This is a genomic window from Flaviflexus ciconiae (genome assembly GCF_003971195.1).
GTDB classification, from domain to species: domain Bacteria; phylum Actinomycetota; class Actinomycetes; order Actinomycetales; family Actinomycetaceae; genus Flaviflexus; species Flaviflexus ciconiae.
In genome coordinates this window covers 677,794-697,578 of the sequence record NZ_CP034593.1, presented here as the reverse complement: position 1 = coordinate 697,578, position 19,785 = coordinate 677,794, and the positions used below count along the sequence as shown (strand labels likewise).

The window sequence follows — 19,785 nt, the reverse complement described above, 5'->3', positions numbered from 1 at the left end:
GACAATCCCGTGAGCACGAACCTTGTAATCAGTGAGGATACTAGCGGCGTTGCCGAACAGATTTGGGGCCAGCCTTTCACAGTGGCGGAGAATGAGGAGTCAGCTGTTTTCTCCCCCACGCAAGAGCCCCTGCCCGAAACCCATCGTTCGCTTGAAGTCACAACGCGTAGTTTGAGCATGGAGCGGCGGGAAACCAACGATTCCGTTCTCCAGGTCCTGCCGCTCGACCAGTTCAATGGAACTCTGGCCACCCTTTTCGATATCGCGGTGACGACGAATGCTGTTATGGAGGCGAGGAGACTGCACGGTGAAGGCTCGGAAGCACTCGGGTCAATCGCCATCGCCAGTTGCTTCGCCCCCGCCCTGCAAGCGACGCACCTGAATCTCCGGGACGATGTACCAGTCATTGACTTCGACGAACGGATCGAAAGCACCCTGAAGCAGCTCAAGCTGACTGCGGGGTACGGGCAGTGAGAATCCTGGTTATCGTGCACACCGTGTCCTCCTGGGGTGGTGTGCAGGAGTGGGCTCTCACCCTGATCCAGGGCCTTGCCAGCAAGGGGTATACCGTCGGGGTGATTGCACCCACTCAGCGGCTCATCGACGAAGCAAAGGAAGCTGGTGCCCGGGGGCTCCGTTCCGATCTTGCCGAGAGCGATCTGTCCGAATGCCTTGGTTGGGTTCAGGAGAGCGGTTGGGACGTCATCGTCTCCTCTCCCATGAGGTCACGTGAAGTCAGCCAATACCTGTATCAGAAGACCGGAATTCCCTTCGTTGCCACATTCCACGGGGTCTATTCTGACTACGTGCAGTCCTGGAAGGACGAAGCCGGTGCCCTGGTCGCAGTCACAGGGTTGCTGGCAAAGATGGTCCATCAAATCGGTGGCGTCCCGCTCGAACAAGTCGCCGTTATCCCTAACGGCGTCCCGGAGTCCGAGCTAGCACGCCCGGGTGTTAGCTTCGAGGACAAGATGGAAGAAGGCGTCTTACGGATCGCCATGGCGTCACGCCTCGATATCGATAAGCTTAAGCAGCTAGAAGCGCTCGACAATCTCGTGACACTGCTTTCTGATCAGGGTGTTGAGCGCGTTCACGCAACGATCATGGGGGACGGTAGTGGACGCGGATATTTCAATTCACGCCTGCGTGAACTGAGTGAACGAAATAGCGGCTTTACCTACCGACTATCGGGCTGGCTGAGTCTTCCGGACATGCTCGCTGAGCTCGAGCATTCGACCGTGTCACTAACCGCGGGCCGAACTGCTCTTCACAGCCTTGCCGTTGGAACGCCCGTCATCGGTGTAGGAGCACGTGAGTACGTTGGCCTCTTCGCCTCATCACACGTCGACGCGATCGCCGACTCGAACTTTGGCGACTATTTCACGCCGCAAGGTTTTGAGCCCACCGCCGACCTGAGTCTTCTCCTAAATCCAGGGTCGTACGCGCAACTAGCAGCCAAGGGACGAGAATGGGTCCGCCAGTGCTACACGGCTGAATCCATGATCGAGAGCTTCGAGAACCTACTCGCACGCATTGTCTGATCCCAGGCGGTAACCTTTCGACGGCCGGCTCCTGCAGGGCTTCGATGTGTCGTTGCGGATCTGGGTCCCTGTTGCATGTGACAACACCTCAGACAGGGCACTTCCCACGTCAATCGGAGGGTCTTACCTATCTGAAGAGGGTTGGAAGGGTGTCGCTTAGCTCTTCTTCGATCGCTGGTGCCAACGACTGCGAGAACGGGACTGTGAAATGGTCCGTGTCGTACCAGACGAGAAGATTGCCAACAACAGCATCGCAGTTAGCCTTTGAATCATCGTCAATGGCCGGGCACACGTACTCGGTTAGATCCAGTAAGTGCGTGCCCTCCGGCAGGTCCATTTCCAAAAGCGGGTTAACCTCGGCAATGTTTGCCTTGGGGAGGCCGCACTCTTGCGCAGTGCCACCCGACGCAAGGCAATCGGGGACGTTCTCCATGCCTCGCGGGGTTCCGCGTGTGAGGAGAAGATCCGCACCCGTATCGGTGATCTGCTCCCACCAGTAGGGGGCGTCAGCCAGAACGTTCTCGGGCTGCCAGAGCCTGCTACCGGGTGTGACAACGAGGTCGACGTCTTGGGTGTCGAGCCATTCAATAAAGTTTTCATTCCACTGACCACACATCCAGTGATCCGGGTTTTCTTCAAGGCCAAAGACACAGCCTGATTTGATTGCCACAATGACTTCCCAGTCGTATTTGTCACCCAGAGCCTTGAACGCCGCCTCGAAGTGACCGGCATGGGAACCGCCAGCGAGGACAATCGTGGCCGTTGGATTTGCAGGCGGATCCTCGTCCTCGCAGATAAGAACCTCATCGGTGCCGGGCACGTTATTCCCTTCCTGGCGACAGCCGCGTGCAACGTACTCTGGCATATAGTCTTGTGCGTATTCGACTTCCGGGAAGATTTCTTCCTCGGCAGGCGGTTCATCCTGGAAAGCTTGCGCAGCACCCGGGTACTTGTCCGCGTCCAACCCCTCATACGCAACCTTGAGCTCGGGCGGTGTCGGAGCAAACGCTGTCGTACCCACACCAACGAGACCAATCGTGACGACGCCGGCAACAACGGTGTACTTGTTCCTGCGTCCGCCACCGGGCGCATTCGCCTTTTTAGTCGCTCGGGACAGCGGTTGCTCGAGGAGCTTGTACATGATCGAAGCGATCACGAAGGAAACGGCGAGGATGCCGAGACCATCAATGACGTTAATTGCCTGTTTGTCCGCAATCTCCATGTAGAAAATCAGGAGCGGCCAGTGCCACAGGTAGAGGCCGTAGGCACGATCACCAATCCAGGCAAAAACCTTGTTGGTAAGGAAGTACGTGGCTGACCATTTCGGATCCTTGTTGCCGCCTTCTGGGCCCGCCGAGATAAGGACGAGGGTAAGCCCGAGGATCGGCCAGAATGCCCAGGGTCCCGGGAAGAGAGCCCTGCCGTCCAACAGGAATCCGCAGCTAACAATGAGGGCAAAGCCCAGCCAACCGCCCACTCCCCGGAGTTTCCTGGGAAGCCTGATCTTTGATCCCGCCAGCGCAATAAGGGCACCAAAGGCGAGCTGCCAGGCGCGGGTTTGCGTCATGAGGTACGCCTCGTCCTGGTTGTAGCTCCCAACGTAGATGGCATAACCCAGGGAAACAACAACGATGAGCCCCGCAAGCGTCGCCATGACGCCAGCCGCGGACCGCTTGATCAGGCGGGCAATGAGGACCGAAAGTATGGCAACGAACGGCCATACCAGATAGAACTGCCCTTGCACGGATAGGGACCAGAAGTGTTGGAAGGGAGACGTGTCAGGTCCAGCAGCGTCATAGGTCAGCTGCGAGTTGATGAGCTCAATATTCTCAAAGTAGAGAATCGAGGCTCGCGCCTCGGTCCACAGCTGTCGGTGTTGCGTGACGGGCAGGATAACGAGCGCTAGCGCAAGCGTTGCGAGAGCAACGGTTGCTGCCGGTGCAACGATTCTTCGGAACAGCCGTCCAAAATATTTGAACAGATCAACAGGACCGCCCTTGGCTGCGGATTCGCGTAGCAGCATTCCGGTGAAGAGGAAGCCCGATATCGCAAGGAAGATATCGATGCCACCAGAGATCTTTCCCGAGCCAAAAAGGTGGAAGAGAACGACGCCCAGCAGGGCAACACCGCGTACACCGTGCAGTTCAGGAAGGTATCGCCGTTCGGGCAATCCCCTCATCAGTCGCTGGTTAGAATCCTCAACACGTTGGGTCATGGAAAAGAAAACTCGATTTCTACGTTGGCGGACTCATCGAGTTTAACCAAAGCTCCGCGATCGCGCCGAAGCCGCTCCCGTAAACGTGTCTGAGAAGACAGGGGACGAGCACAAGAAGCAACTTACATCGGTATGGGTGACCGCTCCTCCTTGACGTGCTTTACTCCTGAGAAGACATGCGATCGGCTAGAACCCATGTCCGGCTACTCAGTGAAAGCCGCCGGATCGTAAGTCTCCGGCGGCCTTCTCAACTCAATATCAGTGACCTGTGGTGTACTCGAATTCGGGGAGTCTCTCCCCCACGCCGAGTAGAGCGGCAATGGCTGCGACCACGCGGTCGGAGGACTTGCCGTCGCCGTACGGGTTGATTGCCTGGGACATGGTCTCGTAGGCATCCTGGGATTGGGCCAGTTCGGTGACGGCATCGACGATGGCGTCGGTGTGTGCACCGACGAGGCGGGCGTTGCCGGCCTCGATTGCCTCGGGACGTTCCGTGGTCTTGCGCATGACAAGGACGGGCTTGCCGAGCGAGGGGGCTTCTTCTTGGACGCCGCCGGAGTCAGTGAGGATGATGTGGGAGACCTTCAGGGCATGGCAGAACTCGCCGTACGGAAGTGGCTCGGTCCACACCACGTTGTTGAGGTGCTCGATCTGGGGCAGAACGGCCTCGCGGACCTTTGGGTTGCGGTGGATCGGGAACAGCACTGCCTTGTCGGGGTACTTGGTGGCGAGTTCGGCAATGGCCTTGCCGATTGATTCCATGTTCTCACCAAGGTTCTCGCGGCGGTGCGCAGTCACGAGCAGGATGTCCCTGCCGGACTGGGCAAGTTCCGCAACGCGCGGATCGGTGAAGGGCTTGGGTTCCTTCGTGGCATGGAGCAGTGCATCGATGACGGTGTTGCCGGTGACGACAATGTTGTCCGGGTTGAATTGCTCGCGGACCAGGTTCTGCTTGGCTTGATCGGTCGGTGCCAGGTGCAGCGAGGAGATCTGGCCGGTGATAAGGCGGTTGCCTTCTTCGGGGAAGGGATCGAACAGGTCGCCAGAGCGCAGGCCTGCCTCGAGGTGGATGACGGGGATGGAGCGGTAGAAGGCTGCCATGGCCGCGCCGGACACCGAGGTGGTGTCGCCCTGGACCATGAGAGCGTCCGGATCGATGTCGGTGATCGCAGTGTCGATACCGGTGATGATCTTTGACAGCATGACGTTGAGCGACTGGCCCGGCTCGAAAATATCGAGGTCCATGTCGGGAGTAATGCCGAAGACCTCGTTGACTTGATCCAGCATTTCGCGGTGCTGCCCGGTGGAGACAACGATTGGATCAAGAACGTCCGAGTCCTTCATCGCGAGAATGACGGGAGCCATCTTGATCGCTTCCGGCCGCGTGCCCATAACGACCATGATCTTCTTCTTGCTCATCCAAACAAGCCTTTCAACATCTCACGCAATCGGTAAAGAATGATTGCTTTCTTCCGCCGATCCTACGCTACTCACCGGCAGGTACGCGCGAGCACGCTTCGTTCCCCACAACCTGTGGTCTCAGCCGCGTTCCCGTGGCAAACGTGTTCGGATACATGGTGATGTTGACCTGCGCACCAAGCAGTTTCCCAGTGCAGAGCAGTAAAGTTGGTAGGGTAAATTGGATTACCAAAACGCTGTGCGGAACGGTAACGGATGTATCGCGAGAAGCTCTCGCTGAGACCTGGTCTTCGAAGGAATAACCCATGACTGCAAACGAGCCTGCACGAGTAGCCATACTCGGGAGTTGCGTCAGTCGAGACATGATTCAAATGTCGCTGTCAGACATGACTCGTGTGCCGGTCTACGTCGCCCGGCAGTCAGTTCTTAGCTACTACCATCCGGCCACCGATAACAAGCCCGAACACCCGGAATTTCCACACCCGTTCCAACTAAACTCGTACAAGTCCGACGTTTACGGAACCGGGCTGAAGCAAGTACTCATCGCAGAAGATATTGATCTTGTCCTCATCGACCTCGTCGATGAAAGGCACGGTGTTTACGTGTCTCCAATCGGCGAGGTCATAACCCGTTCAATCGACGGAATTCCGACGGGACTCTATGACACGCTAACGGACTGGGATCTCGTTGAATTTGGAACACCGGAGCACCTGGTCGCCTATTCGCAGCAGGCGGAGATGATGAAGGACAAGCTCATCGAGAAGGGCCTGTTCGAGAAAACGGTTGTTATCCACTCCCCCTGGGCCACCCATCTAAAGACCGGCGAAGAAGCTCCGCTCAGCATGGGCAAGACCGCCGACTGGGCAAACGCCATCCTCCCCTCCTACTGGAAGATCTACGAGGACCTGGGCTTTACGATCATTAAACCCGACCCCGACACGATCCTTGGGGATCGGGAGCACAGGTGGGGGCGGCACCCTTCCATTACGTTCCTGAATTTTACGATTCGCTGGCCGAACAGATTCGCCCCTACCTGGAAAAGGCTTCCTCCGACCGATGAAAATTCTTGTTCTCTCGCAGTGCTGGTATCCGGAGAACGGCGTACATCAGCGCCGCTGGACGTGGCTCTCTAAGATCCTGATCGACGCGGGCCACCACGTCACGGCCGTCGTCCCTCCCCCGCACTACCCCGGCGGACAGCTACTATCGGGCTGGGAGAAAAGCACCGTCGAATACGGCGCGGCCGGCGAGAGAATTCTCCGCACATCGTTCTTTCCGCACTCGGAGAAGCTCGTCTCACGAGCCCTCGACCAGGCGGTCGTGTCTTCCACGTCGGTGACAACTGCGCTCCTCACGTTCCTTAATAGGAACGTCGAGAAGCCCGACCTCATCATCGGAACGGTCCCCTCGCTTCCCACCGCAATCGTCACAAGACTGATTGCGAAGGCACTGGGAGTCCCCTATGTTATTGATCTGCGGGACGCTTGGCCGGATCTGCTCAAGTACTCGGACCGCTGGGATGAATCGCTGCGCGTCCGGGGTGGTGGCACAAGCAACCTCAAGTTCCGTGCCGGTTCGCTCGTCGCCAAGGTGACGAGCGACCAGATCCTGGGATCACTGCAAAATGCTTCCGGCATCATCGTCACCACCGATAGCCTGCGCGAGCACCTGCTGAATAGCTCAGTGCATACCACCCTGCCACCCAGCCACGTGGCGACCGTGCGCAACGTTTTCCCGCACATCCTCCCCGAAGTAAAGCCGCCACTCATTCCTGAAGAGAACACCCTCCGGGTGGTTTACGCTGGAACGCTGGGGCGGGCACAAAACCTCCGGAGCACCATCCGGGCCGCTCGTCTTCTCCAGGACGAAAGCAAGCACATTCACTTCCGTTTCATCGGGGGCGGCGCCGCCAAGAAGCGCCTCCAGGCGGCCGCAGAAGACGGCAATATCAATGCTGAATTCCTGAGCCGCGTCAGTCCCGAAGAACTCAGTAGCCACTACGCGTGGGCAGATACGGCACTTGTTAACCTGGCCTCGTGGGATCCCATGTCACTCACGGTTCCCTCAAAGCTCTACGAGCTCATGGCGCTCGGACATCACATCAGCGGTGGCATCAACGGTGAACCAGCCGACATCGTCTCCTCACTCGGGGCCGGCCATGTTGCCAATGCTGATGATCCGAAGGGACTCGCTGAGATCTGGTCCCGCATCATCGATGATCGTTCGCTCCTATCCGTTGACAGCAGGGGCGGCGACTGGGTTGAAACCCAGCGCAACTCCATCGCACCCGCCCAGTTCCTCGCACTCGTAGAAAACGTTCTCTCATGAAGCATTGGCTGAAGGTCTCCACGCTCGGCGCCACCTCGATGTCACGCCTGTTCCTGACCGACCCGAAGAAGTTCATCGGTCAGGTCGGAGAAAGACTGAACATCTCTTTCCTGCGTCCCAAGAAGAGCGGTCACGACACGGCCGGCTCCGAAGGGTCGGCAGACACTCTCTTCACCAAGGGCGAATACTCGAAGGCAACCGAGGCCGCCACCGGTAAACAACGCAGGCGCATCCAGGGCGAGCTTGAGCTCCTCACTACCAAGGGACTTCTCGGTAGCACGCTCACAAAGCAAGGGCCTCTGGATACCGCTACTTTAACGGGAGTTGACGGTAGCGATATTCGCTCACTCCATTTCCTCACGAACTCCCTGCCCCATACCCAGTCGGGCTATTCACTGCGTTCCCACTCGGTCCTTTCCTCGATCAAGAACGAGGGTGTCAGTGTGCGGGCAACGACAAGGATCGCTTACCCCGTGACCGTCGGAAAGATACCCAAGTCTCCAACCGACACAATCGACGGGATCACATACGAGAGACTCTTGCCCTCTATTTTCCCGGCCCAGCTCACCGAGCGGCACGAGAAGAGCGCACGCATGCTGGCCGAGATTGGCCGTCGGCAAGGCTCAACAATCCTGCATACAACGACAGATTTCCGTAACGGCCTAATCGTTCACGCCGCGGCACAGGAACTTGGTATCCCGTGGGTGTACGAGGCGCGAGGAGAGATGGAGAAAACCTGGCTCTCTCGCTTCCCCGAGGAAGATCAGCCAGCCGCTGAGCAGAGCGAGTTCTATCGGCTAGCGCGCACCCAGGAAGCCCGCGTCGCAGCCGCTGCGCACGGGGTCGCCGCATTAAGTGAGATTTCCGCTAACCAGCTCGTTAGTCGCGGCGTCGACCATAGCCGCATCATTGTCGTCCCCAATGCAGTTGAAGACAGGCTCCTCACCCAACCGGTTGACAAAGCGAGGCTCCGTGCAGAGCTTGGCTTGCCCGACGGACTCATCGTTGGGGCCATCACTGCCGTTGTCGGATACGAGGGACTCGACACCCTGATCCGGTCCATCAAGTACCTGCCGGCGGATGCTCGGGTTCTCATCGTCGGAGACGGAACCGCTCGGCCCGAGCTCGAGAAGCTCGCCGAAACCCTACGCGTATCGGACCGGGTGATCTTTGCCGGTCGGAAGCCATCGGAGGATATCTGGCGCTGGTACGGGGCGCTCGATGTGTTTGCTGTACCGCGGCACGATACGGCCGTCGCCCGCACGGTCACACCTATCAAGCCCCTCATTGCTCTTGCACTCGGAGTTCCCGTCGTCACGAGCGACCTGCCAGCTTTGCGGGAAGTCACAGGTGGAATCTCAACCTACAGCGAGGCGGGTAACGGTGAGAGCCTCGCCCAGGCAATCCTCCAAGCACGGGACGCTGATCCGAGCCTCAGTAAGGACTTTGCCGCCACCCGCACGTGGAGTGCAAACGGAAAGCGGTACCGGGTACTCTACGAACGTCTGGCCGACGAGGCATAAAACTACAGGCGGTCGCTTGTTATGAGTGGGTCCCGGGTTTAGCTCGAGACCGACTGACAACAGGAGAGCGAGACCTCCCTAGCCACACAGTCTTGGAAATCCCTTTCGAAAGACTCGCTAGTGCCTCTTGCCGTTGTGGTTTTTCTCGTCTGAGGCAAGGACTATATTGGGTTTCACGTAATCCTTCTTCACGTCCTCGATGATTTTGTTGGCGCTTTCGTACTCGTCCTTCGCTTCCCGCCATGCCCACAGGCGGTAGTGGCGTGCCGTTGATTCGGCGGGCCCGTCGGCAATGATTTCGCCCTTGTGAAGCCAGATAGCGCGGGTGCACATTTCCTCAATGGTCTGCGCGGCATGGGACACGAGGAAGATCGAGTGGGCTTTGCTCAGGAGATGATCCATACGACGCTTCGCCCGCGTTGCAAACGCTGCGTCACCAGCAGAAAGGGCCTCGTCGATAAGAAGAATATCGGGGTCGATCGACGTGGCAATCGCAAACCTCAGGCGGGACCCCATGCCCGCCGAGTAGGTCTGCATGGGTCGTGCCATCGCGTCCTCATCAAGGCCGGACAGCGACACGATGTCGTCGTAAACCTCGTCCACCTGTTCGGGAGTCATTCCCATGGCGAGGCATCCCAGGCGAACGTTGCGCGCACCCGACAGGGTGGGCTGCAGTGCGGCGCTGATTCCAAGAAGGACGGGCTGGCTACGGACCAGAAGGCTACCCGACGTTGGAGTCTCGCCACCCGCAATCAACCTTAAGAGTGTCGACTTACCCGAGCCGTTCTGACCGAGAATACCGATGGATTCACCGGATGGTGCCGCGAAAGAAACTCCCTTAAGAGCCTCCACGGTGATATCGCGGGACTTGATGTTCTTCCTGCGGTCCGCTCCCCTGGCGATGTAGCTCTTACGAATGTCGCGTGCGACGACTGCATACTCACTGGACTGCGCCATACTTTTCCTCACCTCGCCAGAAGTAGATCATGCCAAGACCGAACGTTCCGAATGAAACGGCGACCAAAATGAAGAAGTCACCCAGGCCCGGGCCCGTTCCGTACAGCACCGCGTTACGCACGGCGGACAGGAACATGTAGGCCGGATTCGCGGTCATAACGTCCTGCACAAGAGGCTGTGTCGCAAATCGTTCAATCGAGAAAAATACGCCGGAAATGTAGAACCAGCCGCGCTGGAAAATACGAACCAAAGCCTGCAAATCAGGGATCTGGAAGCAGAGCCGGGCTACGAAGAACATCAGCCCCGTGCCGAAAATGTGCAGGAGAGCAAACACCGGGATCACCCACAGAATCGCGAATGTTGGCGGCGTTGAGATCTGGGCAAAAAGGGCCGCAATAATTGCAACGAGGGCAGGAACGGTCGAGTCAAGAACCATGCGGATCGACTGCGACATGACGAGGCTCGCGCGTGGGAACTGGAAAGCCGTAATCATGTTCTTCGACGACTTGATCAGTGTCGCACCGCTCGTCATGTACTTCGTGAGGAACGAGAAGAAAATGACGCCGATAACGAGGTAGCCAATGTAGTTCTCGATACCTCGGGAGGTGCGCAGGAGCAGACCGAAAATAACTCCGTACATGGCGGCGTCGAGCAGTGGCGAAGCAACGAGCCAGAACTTGCCAAGGTAATAGTCCCGGTCGGTTTCAAATGAGCGCCCGCGAGCATCGGCCCAGATGAAGTGGCGGCGTCCCCACAGTGACTTCAGATATGCGGTGAAGCTTGGGCGGCGGTGCAGGTGAAGGAACTTCGAGTCGTCGACCAGGATCGGCTGTTCACTCATTCGGTTGCTACCTTCCTCGGTTCGGTCAAGCGACGAACATGATTCGCGCGCACCGGAACCATACCGGGACTCCTTCTGAGGTTGACGATCATCAAACTCCCACCGTTGCTCATACTGGGTAGCCTAGGCTCTTCCACCGACAGTTTGCGAAAACGTCGTTGACGTCAAACCTCAAGACCATTCGATTCAATCCCAGTTTCATTGCGATAGATGGTGCGCAAGCAACGTGTTGCCGCTTAAAACACCATCCGACCAAGTGATGAGTATACTCCCCAGCTCTGGGCAAGCGCGTGATCTAACACCAGCAGGGAAGACCCCTTCGTCACGTTTTCGAGCAACCGGTCTGCCTTAATCGACCCGAGATCGTTGCTCCGCTTCGGTCGTGATCTTGATAATAGGATCCCACCCATCTGGGGTACTGCGAGACAATGAAGGCGTGTTCTCGAAGCTCGGTCGTTTGATATCTCATCACCCTCTTGCCACCGTTGTGAGCTGGGTGTTGCTCATGGCGCTCGCGGTTGCTGCGACGTTCACCGGTTTCGGTGGAAAGGCCCTTTTCGACAATCTGGGTTCGGGGAATCCGGTCCTTCCGAACACGGGATCGGCTGCGGTCTACGAAGAAACCGAGGACGATGGAGCAAGCCTGCTCTACATCCTTGACGGGGTTCCCGAAGAACAGCTGGCACAGGACACCGAGGTTGCTCAGGTCCTCACGGACCTGAGCAGGGCGCTGGAAGATCAACCGGGAGTGGCGAGCGTCCTCTCCTATCAGGATGTCGCTTCCGAGATTGCCTCAACGGTTGAAGAGGAACGAAGCGCTGCACTCGCCGAGGTCGAGGCAGGCTTTGAAGAACCTCAGGCCGAGATCGACATGCTCGCCCAGCTCGACCCCGAGGCAGCTGCCGCCGCACAGGCCGAGCTCGACGCTCAGAAGCAAGCCGCGCTCGACAAGGTCAACGAAGAAGTCGATAACCAGCTCCAATCCGTTCTTGCCGGAACAGCGGAAACCGAGGGCGATGAGGCGATCGACATAACCTCCTTCCTGTCGACCGAAGGCGATGGACAGATCATTATCGTTCAACTCGAGGAGGGCCTAACCGAAGAACAGGCAAACACGGCCCACGAGGAGGTCATGGCCGAGTTCGATGCGACGACGGAGCAACTCCAGGCCATCGATTCGGGTATCGAGGGCTACAAGCAGTCGATGACGCTGGCGATGGATGCCGTGATCGGTCAGGTCCAGCAAGATCTCATCACGGGTGAGTCAATCGGCCTGCCCATTGCTCTGTTCATCATGATCATTGTCTTCGGCGGTCTCTTGGCTGCCGGCCTCCCACTCATTGGTGCACTCTCGACGATCGCGCTCGGCATGGGAGGAATTTGGATTCTCTCTCAGTTCACCGCGGTCGACTCCTTCGTCATCAACATCATCTCGATCATTGGCCTGGGCCTGTCTATCGACTACGGCCTCCTCATCGTGTCGAGATACCGAGAAGAAATCCAGATCCTCCTGCCCACCATTGGCTACGAGGCCGACGGCAACAACATTCCTCACGAGCTCTCTGCCGAAGAGCAAAAGAAGCTTTCCGATATTCGCCACAGGGCAATCGAGACCACGATCGGCACAGCCGGGCGTACGGTCTTCTTCTCCGCGCTCACGATTGCGATTTCCATTGGCGCTCTACTAGTCATGGATGCTCAAATCCTCCACATGATCGCCCTTGGCGGCGTCATCACGGTTCTGTTCGCAGTGGCCGCCTCCATCTCCCTCGTCCCAGCAATCATCGTTCTGCTCGGCAACAAGCTGCTGCGTCCCTCCGTCCTCGACAGGATCCCCGGCGTTCGCCGAATCACCAAGACGGTAGGCGATTCAGCCTCCGATCACGGCTTCTTCTCAAAGCTCGCACGTTTCGTTCACGACCGCCCCTGGCCCATCCTGATCCTGCTGGGCGCCCTGCTTGTTGCCATGACGATTCCCGTATGGTCGATGCACCTACGTTCCTCCTACGACGAGTACGTGCCTGCCCACACGGAAACCGGCCAGGCTATCGAGATTCTCGGCAACGAGTACCCTGCCTTCCGCACCTCCGAGATTCAGATCCTCACCGGCACCTCGGAGGAAGAAACTGCTGGCTCCGCCTTCGTGGCAGAGCTTCAGGAACAGTACCCGGATGCTCGTATCAGCTACACGGACACGGGTGACAACAATAGAGCTCTCATCAATCTGGATCTCGAGACCGACGATCCCCTGAGCGTCGAGGTGGAACAGATCGTTCTCGACATTAGGGACATGGATGCTGGCTTCGAGTTCTGGGTGGGCGGATCGGCGGCCCTTCAGCTCGACTTTAATGACTCGTTGGCTGATGGTCTCCCGCTCGCCCTCGTTATCATCGTTGTCGCGGTCTTCGTGCTCCTGTTCCTCATGACCGGTTCCCTCATGGTCCCCCTCAAGGCCATCCTCCTCAACGGACTATCCCTCCTTGCCTCCCTTGGCCTCACCATCTGGATTTTCCAGAACGGCTTCTTCGGGCTGGAAGTGGCCAAGGGGCTCGAAGCCTACGTTGTTGCCATCGCCCTAGCCTTCGGCTTCGGTCTCGCCATGGACTACGAAGTCTTCCTCCTGGCGAGAATTAAGGAATATTGGGACGCTGGCTACTCGAACGACGAGTCCGTCGAACGTGGCCTCCAGAGGTCCGGGCGAATCATTACGTCCGCAGCGGCAATCATCATCGCTGTCTTCATCGGCTTCGTGTTTGGCGAGCTCATAATGGTCAAACAGGTTGGCGTGGCCCTTGCCATCATCGTTGGCCTAGACGCCACCCTTGTTCGCCTCCTGCTCGTCCCGGCAACCATGACCCTGCTGGGCAAATGGAACTGGTGGGCACCCAAGCCCCTGGTCAAGATCTACAACAAGTTCGGGATCCACCACTAGGACGTCCGAACCAGCCACGCCACGGGCGGCGAGATGAGGAACTTCCGACCCTCCCGTCAATGATCGTCAATTTAACCCCGCCTGCTACCACGCCGAGAGCGTCGGCCCCGGACTAATCCAGGGCCGACACATTCGATGATTTTGCCTGACCACACTCCTGCGTGGGGTCAGGGACCATTCTCTAATCGGTGACGTGCACGTAACCGTGGGCGCCGCGTTCGGCTTCACTCATGATGTGGTTGACGACCGAGTAGTTGCCGGCTTCCGGGAACTCGAGTTCAACGAATCCGCCCTCTGCCGGGAGGAGCGAGAGCACCTGGGAGCCACCGTCGGTTGCGCCGGACGAGGACACTCCTTGGCGAAGGTGGTAGGCACCTTCAATCCAATAGGTGTCGAACTGTCCGCCAACAATGTGGAAGGCGAACGGCACGTTCGGCCCGGCGTCCAGCACCCAGAATCTGACTCGTTCACCGGTCTTTACTTCGAAGCGTTCCTGATCGTACTGATTCGCGATGCCATTGAAAACAACGCGGTCCGGGGTACCGTTCGCGATCTTGTCTGCGTTGACCTCTTCGGCCTCTTCCGGGCTGTGGGCTTCGTTTGCGAGGTAGACCTCGGACTGGACAATCACGAACTCATGGTCGACGGGATCGATGTCGGCGGGCTCAATGATCACAGCGCCATGCATGCCTGAGGCAATATGGGTGGACATGGGAGCAGTCGAGCAGTGGTACATCCAGATACCTGCACGTTCAGCCGTGTACTCGTATACGAGACTTTCACCCGGGGCAATCGTTCTCATCGGCACATCCGGGGCGAGCGCACCGGCATGGAAGTCGATCGAGTGGCCAATCGTTCCATCGTTCACGAGGGTGATGATGAACTTGTCACCAACCTTGCCGTGCAGAGTTGGCCCCATGGAACTGCCATTGAATGTCCACCTGGTCTGCCACAGGCCGGGAGCAACCTCTAACGGAACCTCGGTCACCGTGAAGGTCAGCTCGTGCGTGACGGGCTCGTCGGTACTCTCCAGAGGCTCGAGCTTAGCCGGGTAGACCTCCGAGACCTCCGCATCGACAACATCGGGAATTGCGGCAGGCGCCGCATGCCCGGCATGGCCTCCTGCATCAACTGCCGATGACGAACCTCCGGTAACAACGACGTCGAGAGTCATCCCCATCTGCTTGTGACCCGCCACGGAGCAGTAACCCTCCTGGGAGTAGCTTTGCACGCCGAAGTTCACAGTCTCCGATTTGCCGGGCTGGATACGAGAAGACTCGACGTCGCCAATAACAAGGTCGTGACCGTTCTTGTCGTCCTCGTTGATCAGGGTGACGACCAGTTCATCGCCGGCCGGGACCTCAATGACACTCGGTTCATAGGTCATGTCCGCCGTCATCGTCACCTCAACCTCGGTGGTTTCCCCCGTCGGTTCAACTGCGGCGCCCGCTTGAGCAGTACCGCCGCTCGCAAAGTTCGGGTTGGCTGGAAGGGACGTGCCGGACGGATTGGCGGCAACCCCAAAAGTCACGGCCAGGAGGATCGCAACAACGGAAGCAACGATTCCCGCTGCCGACCAGACCGAGGACACGCCGGAGTTTGACTGGCTCCCCCTCATGCCCGCACTCTTCTTCGTTGTCTCAGACATCATTCTCCTTGTCGGACGTGCCGTTAGTTGTCCTGGTAGAGCCAGCACGATTCATGTCGCTTCCTGACTCAGAGTTCTTATCGCTAACTGACTGTTGGTGACGTTCGTTCAGTTGGGCGTTTTCGTCTTCCTGCTTGGCAACCGCCTCGGCGGCCTTCTCAGCAGCCTTTACCTCTCGCTCGGCTTCTAGGACCTTCTTGTGCTTGAGGCCCAGGAAGACGGCACGGAACATGATCGGGATAAACGACATGATGGTTCCGATACCGAGAATGGCAACGATCAGGCGGATTGAGGACGGCACGGGAAGTAGCCAGATCACGAGACAAAGGTTTGGAACGGCAATGCGGAAGGTTGCTCCGACGTTGAGAGCATCCTGGTATACCGCGAGGTTAGCTGGGCTCTTGCCCATCAAAACAGGTAGCAGGTAGGAAAGGGCACCGAGGAGGATCTGCAGGGCAAAGCCGAAGGCGAGCAGCGGCGCCATCGACACCAGGCGGTCCGTGACCTCGGGCCAGCTATCCGCAAGAGCAAGCAGGACGCCGATCCAGATCAGGCCGACAACCGCCCAGGTGCCTGCGGCACCAACCGAAGCCGGTGCGAACTCGCGGATGCCCTTGAGAGAAACGGGCTTCCACAAGGTTCTGCCCCACCAGAGGAAGCTCAGCGCATAGACGGCTACGCCAATGATGGAGATGAGCTTAATACCCGCAACTGCTCCCCCGGCGACGATGACGATACCTGCCAACAGCGGCCAGAGGACCTGGCGGGTCATCCGTTCGGACCTCTCGTCCATGCGGGCCCGCACCATCGTGGGCCAAAACGTCACGAGTGTGCCGATCACCGTAAGGCCAATCCAGCCGAGCAGGTTAAACGTCATGTGGGCAATCATGAGCCGGCCCCGCCACTCATCCCCGAACCCAAAGGCAAGGAGAACACCGAAAGCCGCTCCGACGGGCAGCATGCAGGCGGCGGTGATGTAGTAGCGGATGACGATCCGGAACCTGCCGGGCAGGGCCCTCTTCATCTTCCGTGCCAGGTATACCGCGTGCCACAGCACGGAGACCGTGACAAAAGTGGCGCCAGTGAGAACGAGGACCCAGATATCCATGGGGAAACCAACGAACACAAACAGGGCGCCCAGCGCCATGAGCAAGCTGCGGCGGTCCTGGATCTTCCCTTCATTCGCAGTCGGCCGAGTCTTCAGGAGCGTGTTCGCAAAGTACTCGGACCACACAAGAGCCGAGTGCGAAAGGGCACCCAAGAAGGTGACGTGAATGGCGAGCCAGTCCGAGGACAAGATTTGCTCGTGGAACATTACGACGAAGATAAGGACGATTAGCCAGATCACCGCAACCATGTCGCGGATTGGGCTCACGCCCCTGCCCCTCTTCGCGGGAGTTATGGGCTTCGGAGCGGCCGGCTTATTGCCTGAACCGGGGGAACCGATCTTCATGCGCCCTCCCCACCCAAAACAGTTGCAGGAGCAGGCTTAGTTCTGCGCTTTGTTTTCTTCGTCGGTTCTCCCGCAATCACCGTTCCGAAGACAGTGATGAGGAAGAGCAGGACGGCGATAACGTTAATTTGACCGCCAAGTACCCAGAGCGATCCCTGTCCAACGATCAGCTCAGCACCCACTCGAAGTGCGAGCCCCACATTCAGCATGACGAGAGGGACGTACATGATCCTGCGGTACGGAACCGGGATACCCATGACAGCCGGGAAAATTACCGGCGCGTGCGCCATGATCATCGTGAAAGCGAAGCCGATGAAGATCGTGTGAATGACGATGTCGTAGTATGGAGTGCCCACTGCACCGGCCGTCGCGATCCAGACGATTCCACCGACGATTAACCAAAAGTAGCCGGCAAGCAGTGCGTAGGCCGAGTACCTCGGCAATCCCTTCGACTTGATCAGCCTGCGCGGGGCATCATCCTTGATCAGCCACAGCGCAATAACGATCTGCACAACGCCAAAGGCGCGGGAAGCCGGATCCGGCCAAATAAGAGATGCGGTGGCTGCAAGAATCAGCAGGAGAGACAGCGTCAGCAATGTCGGCACCGCGCGCGGACCCATCGAAAGCTGGGCAAGCTCAGCGCGCTCGGAGGCAATCGTAATAATCAGGAAAGAACCAAGCAGCGGGATCAGCGCAGAGACGTCAAAGCGCAGTACCAGGATTGTTGCGACAAGGAGAGGTACCGCCGACAGGATCTGCGTTGCTAGTAGCGGGAGTGGGGCTCTGCGCCACAGCCACAGGTAAACGAGCGTGAAAGCGAGGGCCCCCTGGATCATGAGGAGGTGACCGACCAGGCCCCAGAAGGATGCTGTGCCGCCGATAGCCAGCAGAATGCCACCGGCACCGAGGAGCGTTGGCGCGAGAAATGCCCAGCTGTTCTTCGGCTCATTGTGAGCGAGTGCCTGAGCACGTTCGAGAGAAATCAAAGTGCCGAGGAAGCCCGCTGTCATGACGAACCCGTGAACCGAATCATCCTGCGCTTCGGCAGGTGCCCAGGACCCAAGATTGAGAAGCCCGGCATTCATTCCCATCAGAAGGGACAGCCCACCAAGGACAAGAAAAATGACGCGCCACGAGATTCGGCGTCGCTTACCGCCACTGCCCGTTGGTCCGGGGGCCTGAAGCGAACTGGTAACTGTCATGTCTCCTCAAGATTTAGTGGCGAAACAGCTTATTCATCGAAGGTAACTATCCGAAACAGATATGTACCAATAGTTTTGGGGCCAGTGTTTGCTTTCCCCAGCCTACCGAGCAGACAGCGCTGGCTCGAACACGGAGGGCCGGATACTCGCGGCTGTCACCGCGGACCCGACCCTCCGTGAGGCTAAGTTCTTTGTGGCCTCGTCAAGAGGCTACTTGCGTTTCAGCGCGATGGTCCAAGGTTCCTCGGAAACATAGGAGATCTCAATGGCGTCCGCACCGTTGAGATCGACAAGCTGCTGTAGAAGCGGCTTCGGGTTGTGCGGAGCAATGATGTGCATGGTCATGCCCGGGCGTAGCTGAGAGAAGGCACCAATGACGGAGCCGTGGCGAATTGCGTGCGGAATGATCCGAACGTCAAGGACCGGAACGTCCTCATCGTGCCCGCCGCAGCCGCAGCCGCCGCCACCGTGAGCAGAAACATCTTTGATCGAAAGCTCAGACATTATGTCCTCCATTGAGTATGAACGCTTACCTAATTATTACACGTTAAACCGGTTTAATTAAATGGCGGGCGAGGATCACACACCAGAAAAGCCACCAATGCCCGGATTCCCATAACCCGACTTCTCCGGACAATTCCGGCACTTTCGTCCTATCCGCCAAACTCCCTCATTGGTGAGGCTTTCGCGGTTCACCCGCCGACTAGTCGGCAATTAAACTCCGACATCGAGCTCGCGACCACAACCAGCTCAGGCTGTTCTAGTTCAGTATTGAGGAGCCATTTGAAGACCTAATGGAAACTCCACTCGAGGACAAACATCGGCACAACTATCCCAACTGTCAGCTCCCTCTCGCGCAGAGACCATGGCTATTGACCCGCGATTGAGTAAATGCGCGGCTCCGCAAAAGGCAAGTGCAACATCTGGTTTTCTTCGACCGGCGAGTCAGCGAATCGTACTTTTAGGATACTGTGCATGTCGCCCCAGACCTGGCCGGTGGTTGGAGGCACTTCATCGGCTCCCCTACCAGGTAGCAATCCCTCGTTGGTGACGGTGTCGCGATCCGCAACCTGTTCAACATTGCCGAATTCCAAGAACACAAAATCGACGCATATATCCTATAGATTCGGATCTTCAATCATCAGCGGATATTGCACTCGTGAGAGCCGGTTGTGGTGCGGGTGGGAACTGGTGGCCGTTTAGGGCGAATAATTCGTGTGCCGATTCAGGTAATGCTAGGTCGCGACACAACCGTCATTTCAACTAGGAATCCTTGCTCCTAGTCCCAAACTACTTCTTGATAGAGCAGGCTCCATTACCCAGTGCCGAGCACGACCTGTTCCTCGCCACCCATGCGTACGCTCTTCGGGCTATTGGTTCGACAGGTCGAAGGTTGATGATTCTCCCGACCCATGACCAGGGCCTGCCCATAGTCGCCAGTACAGCAGCGACGGCCCGGTGTCCGCGCTCAACCGTCTCCCCCGCGTAGACGAGATGCTGTGAGTATTCGGCGGGGTTCACTCCCCTGCTTGTGAGGTCGGCGAATCCCGTGAACTCAACGTGGGTTCGCTTGCTCGCAAACTTTGCCATGCGCGCGCACATCTTGCATCCGCGGTCGTAGACACAGATTGGCACCGAGGGACCAGTATTTCCCAAGTGATTCATGCCGTCTCCTCCGTTCCTCTTCCGCGCGCTCATCGGTTTTCGGTCAAGACTCGGTCTTCAC

The 19,785-nt window shown here is 58.1% G+C and carries 15 protein-coding genes; 6 read left to right on the top strand and 9 right to left on the bottom strand.

Going from position 1 to position 19,785, the window contains the following annotated elements; translation table 11 throughout:
• Window positions 1–9: 9 nt before the first annotated feature.
• Together EJ997_RS03180 and EJ997_RS03175 are read left to right on the top strand one after the other, a co-directional pair.
• Window positions 10–474, top strand: a complete 465-nt coding sequence (locus EJ997_RS03180; protein WP_126703299.1) for a hypothetical protein — start codon at window positions 10–12, stop codon at window positions 472–474.
• Entirely contained in the window at window positions 471–1,541 is a 1,071-nt protein-coding gene (locus EJ997_RS03175; RefSeq protein ID WP_126703298.1) for a glycosyltransferase family 4 protein, read from the top strand. The genes EJ997_RS03180 and EJ997_RS03175 overlap by 4 nt, the downstream gene beginning before the upstream one ends.
• A 127-nt stretch (window positions 1,542–1,668) precedes the next feature.
• Here the strand turns inward: EJ997_RS03175 and EJ997_RS03170 are convergent, their stop codons facing one another.
• Window positions 1,669–3,756, bottom strand: a complete 2,088-nt coding sequence (locus EJ997_RS03170; RefSeq protein ID WP_126703297.1) for an acyltransferase family protein — start codon at window positions 3,754–3,756, stop codon at window positions 1,669–1,671.
• A 258-nt stretch (window positions 3,757–4,014) separates the two neighbouring features.
• Window positions 4,015–5,175 (bottom strand): non-hydrolyzing UDP-N-acetylglucosamine 2-epimerase, encoded by a 1,161-nt coding sequence (wecB, locus tag EJ997_RS03165; RefSeq protein WP_126703296.1) that lies wholly within the window; start codon window positions 5,173–5,175, stop codon window positions 4,015–4,017.
• A 305-nt stretch (window positions 5,176–5,480) separates the two neighbouring features.
• On the opposite strand from wecB, the gene EJ997_RS03160 reads away from it, so the two are divergent.
• The 3 genes from EJ997_RS03160 to EJ997_RS03150 are packed head-to-tail and all read left to right on the top strand — an operon-like array spanning window position 5,481 to window position 9,026.
• Window positions 5,481–6,308: a DUF6270 domain-containing protein gene (locus EJ997_RS03160; RefSeq protein WP_126703295.1), complete on the top strand. Its 828-nt coding sequence runs from the start codon at window positions 5,481–5,483 to the stop codon at window positions 6,306–6,308.
• Window positions 6,232–7,503, top strand: a complete 1,272-nt coding sequence (locus EJ997_RS03155; RefSeq protein ID WP_126703294.1) for a glycosyltransferase family 4 protein — start codon at window positions 6,232–6,234, stop codon at window positions 7,501–7,503. The genes EJ997_RS03160 and EJ997_RS03155 overlap by 77 nt, the downstream gene beginning before the upstream one ends.
• On the top strand, window positions 7,500–9,026 hold the full coding sequence (locus tag EJ997_RS03150; RefSeq protein ID WP_126703293.1) for a glycosyltransferase family 4 protein: 1,527 nt from the start codon (window positions 7,500–7,502) through the stop codon (window positions 9,024–9,026). Before EJ997_RS03155 ends, EJ997_RS03150 begins: the two co-directional genes overlap by 4 nt.
• A gap of 117 nt (window positions 9,027–9,143) precedes the next feature.
• Here EJ997_RS03150 and EJ997_RS03145 read toward each other — a convergent pair whose 3' ends face one another.
• Window positions 9,144–9,983, bottom strand: coding sequence for an ABC transporter ATP-binding protein (locus EJ997_RS03145; protein ID WP_126703292.1), 840 nt, complete (start codon window positions 9,981–9,983; stop codon window positions 9,144–9,146).
• The gene (locus EJ997_RS03140; protein WP_126703291.1) at window positions 9,967–10,824 is read right to left on the bottom strand and encodes an ABC transporter permease; all 858 of its coding nucleotides are present in this window, start codon (window positions 10,822–10,824) and stop codon (window positions 9,967–9,969) included. Before EJ997_RS03140 ends, EJ997_RS03145 begins: the two co-directional genes overlap by 17 nt.
• A 436-nt stretch (window positions 10,825–11,260) precedes the next feature.
• Here EJ997_RS03140 and EJ997_RS03135 point away from each other — a divergent pair, with 436 nt between their 5' ends.
• Window positions 11,261–13,756, top strand: coding sequence for an MMPL family transporter (locus tag EJ997_RS03135; RefSeq protein WP_126703290.1), 2,496 nt, complete (start codon window positions 11,261–11,263; stop codon window positions 13,754–13,756).
• A 181-nt stretch (window positions 13,757–13,937) separates the two neighbouring features.
• On the opposite strand, the gene EJ997_RS03130 is transcribed toward EJ997_RS03135, so the two are convergent.
• The 5 genes from EJ997_RS03130 to EJ997_RS03110 all read right to left on the bottom strand — a co-directional run bounded on the left by EJ997_RS03130 (window position 13,938) and on the right by EJ997_RS03110 (window position 19,724).
• Complete coding sequence (locus tag EJ997_RS03130) at window positions 13,938–15,404, bottom strand: multicopper oxidase domain-containing protein (protein WP_206501777.1); 1,467 nt, start codon at window positions 15,402–15,404, stop codon at window positions 13,938–13,940.
• Entirely contained in the window at window positions 15,397–16,857 is a 1,461-nt protein-coding gene (locus tag EJ997_RS03125; RefSeq protein WP_126703289.1) for a heme-copper oxidase family protein, read from the bottom strand. Before EJ997_RS03125 ends, EJ997_RS03130 begins: the two co-directional genes overlap by 8 nt.
• Window positions 16,854–18,059, bottom strand: a complete 1,206-nt coding sequence (locus EJ997_RS03120; protein ID WP_206501775.1) for a hypothetical protein — start codon at window positions 18,057–18,059, stop codon at window positions 16,854–16,856. Before EJ997_RS03120 ends, EJ997_RS03125 begins: the two co-directional genes overlap by 4 nt.
• 210 nt (window positions 18,060–18,269) lie before the next feature.
• Window positions 18,270–18,563: a DUF2249 domain-containing protein gene (locus EJ997_RS03115; protein WP_126703288.1), complete on the bottom strand. Its 294-nt coding sequence runs from the start codon at window positions 18,561–18,563 to the stop codon at window positions 18,270–18,272.
• A gap of 786 nt (window positions 18,564–19,349) precedes the next feature.
• A complete protein-coding gene (locus tag EJ997_RS03110; RefSeq protein WP_164719752.1) occupies window positions 19,350–19,724 on the bottom strand; it encodes a thiol-disulfide oxidoreductase DCC family protein in 375 nt (124 codons plus the stop codon).
• Window positions 19,725–19,785: the final 61 nt, after the last annotated feature.

Excerpts from the sequence above, each read along its gene's own strand:
- EJ997_RS03170 (WP_126703297.1), bottom strand. The coding sequence starts at position 3,756 with ATGACCCAACGTGTTGAGGATTCTAACCAGCGACTGATGAGGGGATTG.
- EJ997_RS03160 (WP_126703295.1), top strand. The coding sequence starts at position 5,481 with ATGACTGCAAACGAGCCTGCACGAGTAGCCATACTCGGGAGTTGCGTC.
- wecB (WP_126703296.1), bottom strand. The coding sequence starts at position 5,175 with ATGAGCAAGAAGAAGATCATGGTCGTTATGGGCACGCGGCCGGAAGCG.
- EJ997_RS03120 (WP_206501775.1), bottom strand. The coding sequence starts at position 18,059 with ATGACAGTTACCAGTTCGCTTCAGGCCCCCGGACCAACGGGCAGTGGC.
- EJ997_RS03140 (WP_126703291.1), bottom strand. The coding sequence starts at position 10,824 with ATGAGTGAACAGCCGATCCTGGTCGACGACTCGAAGTTCCTTCACCTG.
- EJ997_RS03115 (WP_126703288.1), bottom strand. The coding sequence starts at position 18,563 with ATGTCTGAGCTTTCGATCAAAGATGTTTCTGCTCACGGTGGCGGCGGC.
- EJ997_RS03110 (WP_164719752.1), bottom strand. The coding sequence starts at position 19,724 with ATGAATCACTTGGGAAATACTGGTCCCTCGGTGCCAATCTGTGTCTAC.
- EJ997_RS03130 (WP_206501777.1), bottom strand. The coding sequence starts at position 15,404 with ATGTCTGAGACAACGAAGAAGAGTGCGGGCATGAGGGGGAGCCAGTCA.
- EJ997_RS03150 (WP_126703293.1), top strand. The coding sequence starts at position 7,500 with ATGAAGCATTGGCTGAAGGTCTCCACGCTCGGCGCCACCTCGATGTCA.
- EJ997_RS03125 (WP_126703289.1), bottom strand. The coding sequence starts at position 16,857 with ATGAAGATCGGTTCCCCCGGTTCAGGCAATAAGCCGGCCGCTCCGAAG.
- EJ997_RS03145 (WP_126703292.1), bottom strand. The coding sequence starts at position 9,983 with ATGGCGCAGTCCAGTGAGTATGCAGTCGTCGCACGCGACATTCGTAAG.
- EJ997_RS03155 (WP_126703294.1), top strand. The coding sequence starts at position 6,232 with ATGAAAATTCTTGTTCTCTCGCAGTGCTGGTATCCGGAGAACGGCGTA.